Annotated in this window: 7 protein-coding genes; 2 read left to right on the top strand and 5 right to left on the bottom strand. The window is 72.3% G+C overall.

Annotated elements, in window-relative coordinates; all coding sequences use genetic code 11:
• Positions 1-21: 21 nt before the first annotated feature.
• Both ACFRMQ_RS32240 and ACFRMQ_RS32235 read right to left on the bottom strand, forming a co-directional pair.
• A complete protein-coding gene (locus ACFRMQ_RS32240; protein WP_380734274.1) occupies positions 22-1,281 on the bottom strand; it encodes a hypothetical protein in 1,260 nt (419 codons plus the stop codon).
• A 162-nt stretch (positions 1,282-1,443) separates the two neighbouring features.
• Positions 1,444-2,805 carry a glutamine synthetase family protein gene (locus ACFRMQ_RS32235; protein WP_380734273.1) on the bottom strand — a complete coding sequence of 454 codons (1,362 nt, stop codon included), beginning with the start codon at positions 2,803-2,805 and terminating at the stop codon, positions 1,444-1,446.
• Between the two features lie 171 nt (positions 2,806-2,976).
• Between ACFRMQ_RS32235 and ACFRMQ_RS32230 the strand changes: the two genes are divergently transcribed.
• Entirely contained in the window at positions 2,977-4,731 is a 1,755-nt protein-coding gene (locus ACFRMQ_RS32230; RefSeq protein ID WP_380734272.1) for an NAD+ synthase, read from the top strand.
• Positions 4,732-4,738: 7 nt separating this feature from the next.
• Here the strand turns inward: ACFRMQ_RS32230 and ACFRMQ_RS32225 are convergent, their stop codons facing one another.
• The 3 genes from ACFRMQ_RS32225 to ACFRMQ_RS32215 form a co-directional block, all read right to left on the bottom strand.
• The gene (locus ACFRMQ_RS32225) at positions 4,739-5,785 is read right to left on the bottom strand and encodes an endonuclease/exonuclease/phosphatase family protein (RefSeq protein ID WP_380734271.1); all 1,047 of its coding nucleotides are present in this window, start codon (positions 5,783-5,785) and stop codon (positions 4,739-4,741) included.
• Between the two features lie 186 nt (positions 5,786-5,971).
• On the bottom strand, positions 5,972-6,601 hold the full coding sequence (locus tag ACFRMQ_RS32220; RefSeq protein WP_380734270.1) for a TetR/AcrR family transcriptional regulator: 630 nt from the start codon (positions 6,599-6,601) through the stop codon (positions 5,972-5,974).
• A gap of 200 nt (positions 6,602-6,801) precedes the next feature.
• The gene (locus tag ACFRMQ_RS32215) at positions 6,802-8,400 is read right to left on the bottom strand and encodes an MFS transporter (protein WP_380734269.1); all 1,599 of its coding nucleotides are present in this window, start codon (positions 8,398-8,400) and stop codon (positions 6,802-6,804) included.
• 301 nt (positions 8,401-8,701) lie between these two features.
• On the opposite strand from ACFRMQ_RS32215, the gene panB reads away from it, so the two are divergent.
• The gene (panB, locus tag ACFRMQ_RS32210) at positions 8,702-9,571 is read left to right on the top strand and encodes a 3-methyl-2-oxobutanoate hydroxymethyltransferase (protein WP_380734268.1); all 870 of its coding nucleotides are present in this window, start codon (positions 8,702-8,704) and stop codon (positions 9,569-9,571) included.
• The last annotated feature ends 169 nt before the right edge of the window (positions 9,572-9,740 follow it).

Here is a 9,740-nt window from a genome sequence, read left to right as displayed (position 1 = left end):
TCGGTCACTCGACGGCCCCGGTTAGACCCGGCGCCGGCCGATCCGCATGGCCGCCAGGCCCGCCGCGAGGAACGCGCCCGAGAGGCCGAGCAGGGCCGGCGAGGTCTCGCTGCCCGTCTCCGCGAGCTCCCCGTGGTGCCCGTGGTGCTCCTCCTGGTAGCCGCCCTCGTGGCCCCCGCCGCCACCCTCGTGGCCCCCACCGCCCTGACCGCCGCCCGGGTGGCCCTGGTGGTGCTCCCCGTACTTGGCGTTGTTGGTGTTGGAGTTGGAATTCGAGTTGGAGTTGGAGAAGTTGTTGGTCTGCGAGGCCGACTGACTGTTGGTCGCCGTGTTCTGCGAGGAGTTGTTCGCGTTGGCGGTGGCGCTGTTGTTCGCGCTGTTGTCGATGTTGTTGTAGATGGTGTTCTGGACGTTGACCGTCACGTTGACGTTCTGGTGCTGGTCCTGGTCCTGGTTCTGGGACTGGTTCTGGCTCTCGGACTGGTTGCCGCCGCTGCCGCCGTTCCCACCGCCGCCACCGTTGCCGCCGTTCCCGCCGTTGCCTCCACCGCCGCCGTTCCCGCCGCCGCCACCGTTCCCACCGCCGTGGCCGGGGCCGCCGTGGCCGCCGCCGCAGGGGGAGCAGGGGCACTCGTGGTGGTGGTGGCACTTCTTGCCGCCGAGAGACGACGCCATCTCGTCCAGCTGACCGAGTTCGTCGAGCATCCCGAACATCGACTCGTGGGCCGCGTCCCGGCCGCGCTCGCCGTCTTCGTCGCCCTCCTCGGCCTCCTGCTCCGCGTCGCCCGGCTCGGCCGTGGCGACGGCCGGTCCCTGGGCGGCCGGCGGCTGCGCGGCGGGCGCCGGGTCGGCGGCCGGGGCCTTGGCCGGCGCCTGGGCCACGGCGGGCGCCTGGGCAGCGGCCGGCGCCTGGACGGTGGTGGGCGCCTTGGCGGCGGTGGGCGCCTTGGCCGCGGCCGGGGCGGCGGCCGGGGCCTGGGCGACGGCCGCGGGCGCGCCGGCCGTGGCCGACTTGGCGCCGTCCGTCCCGTAGGACTGACGGAACACCAGCTTGGACGCGAGGGAGTCCCGGCTGTCGGTGTTCCAGTAGTCGGTGGTGGTGCCGCTGCCCTCCGCGGCCAGACGGAGGAGCCCGTCGACCCATTCACCCTGGGCCGCCGCCGGTGCGGCGGCTGTGTGGTGGTCGGCGGAGGGCGTGGCGTAGGCCGCGGTGCCGGCGCCCCACACGAGGGCGGCCGACGTCAGTCCGGACAGGGCCAGGGTAGTGATTCGAGTACGCATGACACTCCAGGATGATCCGCAAAACGGATCTTCTGAATACGCCTCTTCGTCACGCCGCCACGGCTCGCACCGCTGCAGAGTAACCTCATTGGCCCAACGGATTAACGTGCGTGGGGTACACCGCCCGCACCGCCCGCACGGCCCACCCGGATTGACAAACCGTCAGAGCACCTGGAGGTTCTTCCGCAGCTCGAAGGGCGTCACCTCGGAGCGGTACTCCTCCCACTCCTTGTGCTTGTTGCGCAGGAAGAAGTCGAAGACGTGCTCGCCGAGGGTCTCGGCGACCAGTTCGCTGCGCTGCATCAGGTCGATGGCCTCGCCGAGGTTCTGCGGCATCGGCTGGATGCCGAGGGCGCGGCGCTCGGAGTCGGTCAGCGCCCACACGTCGTCGTCGGCACCGGGCGGGAGCTCGTAGCCCTCCTCGATGCCCTTGAGGCCGGCCGCGAGGGTCACGGCGTAGGCGAGGTACGGGTTGCAGCCGGTGTCCAGGGAGCGGATCTCGATCCGGGTGGAGCCTTGCTTGCCCGGCTTGTACATCGGCACCCGGATCAGCGCCGAACGGTTGTTGTGGCCCCAGCAGATGTAGGACGGCGCCTCGCCGCCGGCGCCCGCGGTGCGCTGGGAGCCGCCCCAGATCCGCTTGTACGAGTTCACCCACTGGTTGGTGACGGCGGCGGTCTCGGCGGCGTGCTTCAGCAGGCCGGCGATGAAGGACCTGCCGACCTTGGAGAGCTGGTACTCGGCACCCGACTCGTGGAAGGCGTTGCGGTCGCCCTCGAACAGCGAGACGTGGGTGTGCATGCCGCTGCCGGGGTGCTCGGAGAAGGGCTTGGGCATGAAGCTCGCGTGCACGCCCTGCTCCAGCGCGACCTCCTTCATGACCAGGCGGAAGGTCATGATGTTGTCGGCGGTGGACAGCGCGTCGGCGTAGCGCAGGTCGATCTCCTGCTGGCCCGGGGCGCCCTCGTGGTGCGAGAACTCGACCGAGATGCCCATCGACTCCAGCATGGTGATCGCCTGCCGGCGGAAGTCGTGGCCCACCCCGCGCGGGGTGTGGTCGAAGTAGCCGGACTGGTCGGCCGGGATCGGCGGGGTGCCGTCGCCGGGCAGGTTCTTCAGCAGGAAGAACTCGATCTCCGGGTGGGTGTAGAAGGTGAAGCCCTGCTCCGAGGCCTTCTCCAGGGTGCGCTTGAGCACGAACCGGGGGTCGGCGAAGGAGGGCGAGCCGTCCGGCATCAGGATGTCGCAGAACATCCGGGCGGTGCCCGGGGTCTCCGAGCGCCACGGCAGGATCTGGAAGGTGGTCGGGTCCGGCTTGGCGATCATGTCGGACTCGTACACCCGGGCGAAGCCCTCGATCGCGGAGCCGTCGAAGCCGATGCCCTCCTCGAATGCCTGTTCCAGCTCGGCGGGCGCCACCGCCACTGACTTCAGGAACCCGAGCACGTCGGTGAACCACAGTCGGACGAACCGGATGTCACGCTCTTCGAGCGTCCGAAGCACGAACTGCTGCTGCTTGCCCATGGGGACAGTCTCACCTCTGCTCTTTACGCTCGTGTTACGCGCCGGAGGTCAGGGAAAGACCTCGTAAAGCGTCGACCCCATCATGGCCGATCTCCCCCCGGCACGGCAGTGCGGACCCCTCGCCCGCTTCCGCCCAGGACATCGCGTCAGTTGGACGATTAAAATCGGAGCATGCCCACTCTCCGTCTCGCCCTGTGCCAGATCGATCCCTGGGTGGGCGACCTCGCCCGCAACGGCGACGAGGTGGTGCGCCGGACCGGGCAGGCCGTGGCGGCCGGTGCGCAGTTGGTCGCGTTCCCCGAGATGGCCCTGACCGGGTACCCGGTGGAGGACCTCGCGCTGCGCCGCTCCTTCGTCGAGGCCTCCCGCGCCGCGTTGGTCGAGCTGGCCGGCCGGCTGGCCGCGGACGGGTCGGGCGAGGTCCCGGTGGTGGTCGGCTACCTGGGGCGCTCCGAGCACGCCTCGCCGCGCTTCAACCGCCCGGCCGGCTCCCCGCAGAACTGCGCCGCCGTGCTGCACCGGGGCCGGGTGGTGACCCGCTTCGCCAAGCACCACCTGCCCAACTACGGCGTGTTCGACGAGTTCCGCTGGTTCGTCCCGGGCGACCAGCTGCCGGTGCTGCGGGTGCGCGGGGTGGACGTCGCGCTGGCCATCTGCGAGGACATCTGGCAGGACGGCGGCCGGGTCACCGCCGCCCGCGAGGCCGGCGCCGGACTGCTGCTGGTCGTCAACGGCTCCCCGTACGAGCGGAACAAGGACGACCTGCGGCTGGAGCTGGTGCGGCGCCGGGCGGCCGAGGCGGGCTGCACCCTGGCGTACGTCAACATGGTCGGCGGCCAGGACGAGCTGGTCTTCGACGGGGACTCGATCGTGGTCGACGCGGACGGCCGGGTCCTCGCCCGCTCCCCGCAGTTCGAGGAGCACCTGCTGGTGCTGGACCTCGACCTGCCGGCCGCGGCGAGCGACCCCACGGACGGCCTGCTGCTGAGCGACGGGCTGCACCTGATCCGCACCGAACTGGACGGCGGGCCCGCGCCCGCGCCCGCCGGCCGGCTCACCGCCGAGGTGGCGCCCCGGCTGTCCGACGAGGCCGAGATCTGGGCCGCGCTGGTCTCCGGCACCCGGGCGTACGTGACCAAGAACGGCTTCGCGTCGGTGCTGATCGGCCTCTCCGGCGGCATCGACTCGGCACTGGTGGCGGCGATCGCGGTGGACGCGGTCGGCGCGCGGAACGTGCACTGCGTCTCGATGCCCAGCCGCTACTCCTCACAGCACTCCCGGGACGACGCGGCCGAGCTGGCCCGGCGCACCGGACTGCACTTCCGGACCGTCTCCATCGCCCCGATGTTCGACGCCTACCTGGGCGCCACCGAGCTGACCGGCCTGGCCGAGGAGAACCTCCAGTCCCGGCTGCGCGGCACCCTGCTGATGGCGATCTCCAACCAGGAGGGGCACCTGGTGCTCGCGCCCGGCAACAAGAGCGAGCTGGCCGTCGGCTACTCGACCCTGTACGGCGACTCGGTGGGCGCCTACGGGCCGATCAAGGACGTCTACAAGTCGCTGGTCTTCCGGCTGGCCCGGTGGCGCGACGAGGAGGCCGAGCGGCGCGGCGAGGTGCCGCCGATCCCGGAGCACACCATCACCAAGCCGCCGTCCGCCGAACTGCGGCCGGACCAGGTGGACACCGACTCGCTGCCCGACTACGACCTGCTGGACACGGTGCTGACCCGCTACGTCGAGGAGGACGAGGGCCGGGACGCGATCGTGGCGGCCGGCTTCGACCCGGCCGTGGTGGACCGGGTGGTCCGGCTGGTCGACACCGCCGAGTACAAGCGGCGCCAGTACCCGCCGGGCCCGAAGATCTCGGCCAAGAACTTCGGCCGGGACCGCCGCCTGCCGATCACCAACCGCTGGCGGCAGGGGTAGTACCGGGCTAGTACCTGTAGGTGGCCGCCACCGCGAGGTGGTCGCTGCCGTCCCGGGGCAGGGTGCGGGAGTCGAGCGGGTTCAGCCCGCCCTTGCTCATGATCTGGTCGATCCGGGCCATCGGGAAGGCGGCCGGCCAGCTGAAGCCGAAGCCGTCCCCGGCGGCGCCCTGGGCCGAGCGCATCTGCGAGGTGACCGGCGCGAGACTGCGGTCGTTCATGGTGCCGTTGAGGTCGCCGAGCAGCAGGACCTTCTTCAGCGACTCGGCCTGGATCGCGTCGCCGAGCGCCTGCGCGCTGATGTCCCGCTGGTTGACGGTGAAGCCGCCCTCGGCCTTCAGCCGCACCGACGGCAGGTGGGCCACGTACACCGCGAGCGGGCCCTGCGGGGTGGTGACCTCGGCCCGGAAGGCCCTGGTCCAGCCGATCCTCAGGTCCACCGGGGAGACGTCGCCGATCGGGTACTTCGACCAGAGCCCGACGGTGCCCGCCACGGTGTGGTGCGGGTAGGCACCGGCCAGCCCGGTCTCGTACGAGCGCACCTGGGTGCCGGCCAGCTCCTGCAGCGCGACGATCTGGGCGCCCGAGTCCACCAGGGTGCGGATGGTGCCGGGCACGTCGGTGTTGGCGGCGGCCACGTTGTGGCTGACCACCGTCCAGTCGCCCGGGCCGCCGCGCTTGTCGCTCAGCAGGCCGCCGAACAGGTTGGTCCAGAGCACGGCGGGCAGCAGCAGGGCGAGCAGCGCGGTGGCGGAACGGCGCAGCAGCGCGGGCACCAGCAGCACCGGAACGGCCAGGCCCAGCCAGGGGAGGAAGGTCTCCAGCAGGCTGCCGAGGTTGCCGACGCTGTTGGGCAGCCGGGCGTGGAAGGCGAGCAGCGCGGCGGTGAGCACGGCCAGCACGGCGATCAGCAGGCCGCGCCGCCAGGTGCCGCTGCCGCGGGCGTCCCGGCCCCAGTGGCGCACGCCGAGGAAGCCGCCGCGCCGCGCCGCGGGGGCCGAGTCGTCGCCGCCTCCGGGGGCCGCGATCCGCTCGGTCCTGTCCGCCTGCGCCATGCCCTGGCTCCCGTCACTCGTGCCGTCGCCGATCCGGTGCCCGGCCCGCGCGGTGCGGGCACGTACCGGACCGGTGCCGGTGTGGTCGGATTCCGGCTCAGCCTATGCCGGGACAGACGTCGGGCCCCCTGAGCGGGTTCCGGCGTGGCCCGGTTTGGTGAGCGAGGCCACGCCGGGCGGTGCGGGTCAGCGCGGCGCGAGGCCGTCGAGCAGTGAGTCGACCATGGTGCGGGCCAGCTCCGGGTCCTCCAGGTCGGAGTCGTCCCAGAGGATGCTGCGGTAGAGGATCGGGCCCATCAGCAGGTCGCCGAGCAGGTCCACGTCGAGGTCGTCGCGGAGCACGCCCTCCGCCACGGCCCGCCGCACCAGGTCCAGCGCTGCCTGGCGGCGCGGCTTGATCACCCGTTCGCGGTACGCGTTGTGGAGCTCGGGCAGGGTGTGCAGCTGGCCCAGGGCGGCCTTGAGCACCCAGCGGGTGCGCTTGGCCAGGCCGCGCCGGCGCATGTGGTCGACCATCACGATCAGGTCGGCCCGCGCGCCCTGGCCGGTCGGTTCCGGCATGGGGGCCTCCAGCTTGCCCACCACGTCGACCAGCAGGGCCTCCTTGTTGGGCCAGCGCCGGTAGATGGTGGCCTTGCCGACGCCCGCGGCCGCGGCGATGCCCTCGATGGTGAGCTCGGACATCGCGGTGCCGGCCGACACCAGGTCCTCCACGGCGGCGAAGATGGCCTGCTCGGCGGCCTCGCTGCGCGGCCGGCCGCGACGCACCGCGGTGCAGGACTGCCCGGCGTCGGCGGTCGGGGTGTCCGTGTTCATCCCCGCTGTTCTCCCTCGCTGTCCCTGGGCGCGGGGCGCCGTCCCGGCTCCCCGCGCGGTCCGCCCGGTGGGCGGTGCCCGTCCCGACGGGCCCGGGTCCTCTCTTCCGAGGCCCTGCCACCCGGGGCGCACCCGGGTGGCAGGGCCATTGTCGCTCAGTCGCACCGTGCCGCCGAGCCGTCGTCCGGCCCGGCCGCAGGTCAGGCGTCCGCGGCCGCGGACTCCCGGTCCTGGCCGCGCTGTCCGGCGACCGGGCCCGCGGGGGCGGCCGAGCGGCGCGGCAGCAGGAACCAGGCGGCGGCGGCACCGATCACCGAGACGCCCACCGAGAGCACGGACACCACGTGCATGGCGTGGACGAAGGAGTCGTTCGCCGGGGCTATCAGCGCCTCGCCCCCGGGGATGCGGGCGGCGATGGCGAGGGTGGCCTCCAGCGACTCGCCGGCCTTGTCGCGCAGGCCCTCGGGCACGTGGGTCAGGGCGTCGGACATGCCGTCGCGGTAGACGGTGGAGAGCACCGCGCCGAGCACGGCGATCCCGAGCGAGCCGCCGACCTGGCGGAACGTGTTGTTGACGGCCGAGCCGGCGCCGGCCTTCTCGCGGGGCAGCGAGGCCATGATCGCGACGGTGACCGGCGGCATGACGTGCGCCATGCCGGCGCCCATGACCAGGCCGATCACGACCAGCACCCAGATCGGCGTGGTGGCGGTCAGCAGGGCGTAGCCGACGAAGCCGAGCGCGACCAACAGCATGCCGGCGGCGGCGGTGGCGGCGACGCCGAAGCGGTCGACCACCAGCCGGGCCCGCGGCGCGAACACCAGCTGGGCGGCGGCCAGCGGCAGCATCAGCACGCCGGCCTGGAGGGCGCTGTAGCCGCGCACGCTCTGGACGTAGAAGACGCCGAAGAAGGAGACGCCCATCAGCGCGAAGAACACCACGCCGACGACCACCACGGAGGCGCTGAACACCCGGTTGCGGAACCAGGTGACGTCCAGGGCGGGGAACGCGGTGCGGCGCTCGAACAGGACGAAGGCGACCAGCGCGAGCACCCCGACCAGGGTCGGCGCCCAGGCCTCCACCGCGGTGAAGTCGGCCAGCTCGCCGCCCTTGATGATGCCGTAGATCAGCGCGACCAGGCCGACGATCGACAGCAGCACGCCGACCGGGTCCATCCGGCCCGGGTTGGGGTCCTTGGACTCGGGGACCAGGATCACCATCGCGATCACCGCGACGACCACGATCGGGACGTTGACCAGGAAGACCGAGCCCCACCAGAAGTGCTCGATCAGCAGGCCGCCGGTGATCGGGCCGATGGCGATGGCCAGACCGACCGCGCCGGCCCAGATGCCGATCGCCTTGGGCTGCTCGGAGCGCTCGAAGACGTTCATGATGATCGCCAGCGTGGCGGGCATCACGAGCGCGCCGCCGACGCCCATCAGGGCGCGGTAGCCGATGAGTTCACCGGGCGAGGCGGCCAGCGCGGACAGCAGCGAGGAGGCGCCGAAGACCACCATGCCGGCCAGCAGCGCGCGCTTGCGGCCGAACCGGTCGCCGAGCAGGCCGGAGGTGAACAGCAGCCCGGCGAAGACCAGGGTGTAGGAGTTGATCGACCATTCCAGGTCGCTCTGGGTGGCCCCGAGGCCGACCGGAGCGGGGGTCGCGATGGTCTTCATCGCGACGTTGAGGATCGAGTTGTCGAGCACGACGACGAGCAGGGCGAGCAGCAGGGTCCCGAGGATCGCCCAGCGCCGGCGGTGGATGGCTTCCGGCACGCGAGGTGGCGCGGCTGCGGTGGTCATTGGTGTTCCCGTCCGTTGGCATGACACTGGCGGGCAATTCCGAGCCGAGCGCGTCTCGTAACCCCCTCGAACCACACTAGTCGGCGATTCGATACGAGACGAATCCGTTTCGCAAAGAGGGGGCAAAGCCCGTTGCCTCCCGCGCGCCCCGGCGCCGCACGGCCCGCGCGCCCGATGTGTCGTGGATCGCACCGGGACGACCGCACCCCTCTTTGCGCCGGAGCCGGGGCGTGCAAGCATGGAGGTGATCCGGGGACGCCGTACGGCGCCACGAGACGACAACCCTTCAGGAGTCCGTTCGATGAACGCTTCTACGCCTTCGCCTGCCCAGAACCAGGCATCGACCGCCAGCCTCTACGGCGGGGTCACCAACCGCCGCGTCACCGTGCGCGACCTCGCCGCCGCCAAGCAGCGCGGCGAGAAGTGGTCGATGCTCACCGCCTACGACGCCCTCACGGCGGGCGTCTTCGACGAGGCCGGCATCCCGGTGCTGCTGGTCGGCGACTCGGCGGGCAACTGCCACCTCGGCTACGAGACCACCGTGCCGGTGACCATGGATCAGATGGTGATGCTCTCCGCCGCCGTCGTCCGCGGCACCAAGCGCGCCATGATCGTCGCCGACCTGCCGTTCGGCTCGTACCAGGAGTCCCCCGCGCAGGCCATGCACAACGCCGCCCGGCTGATGAAGGAGGCCGGGGTCGGCGCCGTCAAGCTGGAGGGCGGGGAGCGCAGCGCCCGCTCGATCGAGCTGCTGGTCGAGGCCGGCGTCCCGGTGATGGCCCACATCGGCCTCACCCCGCAGTCCGTGCACGCCCTCGGCGGCTACCCGGTCCAGGGCCGCGGCGACGAGGCGGCGCACCAGCTGCTGCGCGACGCCAAGGCCGTCCAGCAGTCGGGCGCCTTCGCGGTCGTCCTGGAGGCCGTCCCGGCCGAGCTGGCCGCCCAGGTCACCGAACAGCTGGCGATCCCGACCGTCGGCATCGGCGGCGGGCCGGACACCGACGCCCAGGTGCTGGTCTGGACCGACATGGCCGGCATGACGGCCGGCCGGGTGCCCAAGTTCGTCAAGCAGTACGCCGACCTGCGGACCGTCCTCGGCGACGCCGCCCGGGCGTACGCGGAGGACGTGCGCACCGGCGCCTTCCCGGCGGCCGAGCACAGCTTCCACTGACCCCGGCCCCACCGCGGCCCCGCTCCCACCTCCCGGGAGCGGGGCCGCCGCCGTGTCCGCACGCGCCCGGCCCGCGCTGACAGCGGCGTTTGAGCGCGCTGTTCGCGCAACCCCCACAACCCAAGGGAGGTGACACCCCGGGGGGGCAACCAGGGGGGCAAACAGGGAT

This window comes from Kitasatospora sp. NPDC056783 (assembly GCF_042789895.1).
Classification (GTDB): Bacteria; Actinomycetota; Actinomycetes; order Streptomycetales; family Streptomycetaceae; genus Kitasatospora.
The sequence above is the reverse complement of the archived record's forward strand: the minus strand, read 5'-3'. Positions and strand labels throughout refer to the sequence as shown.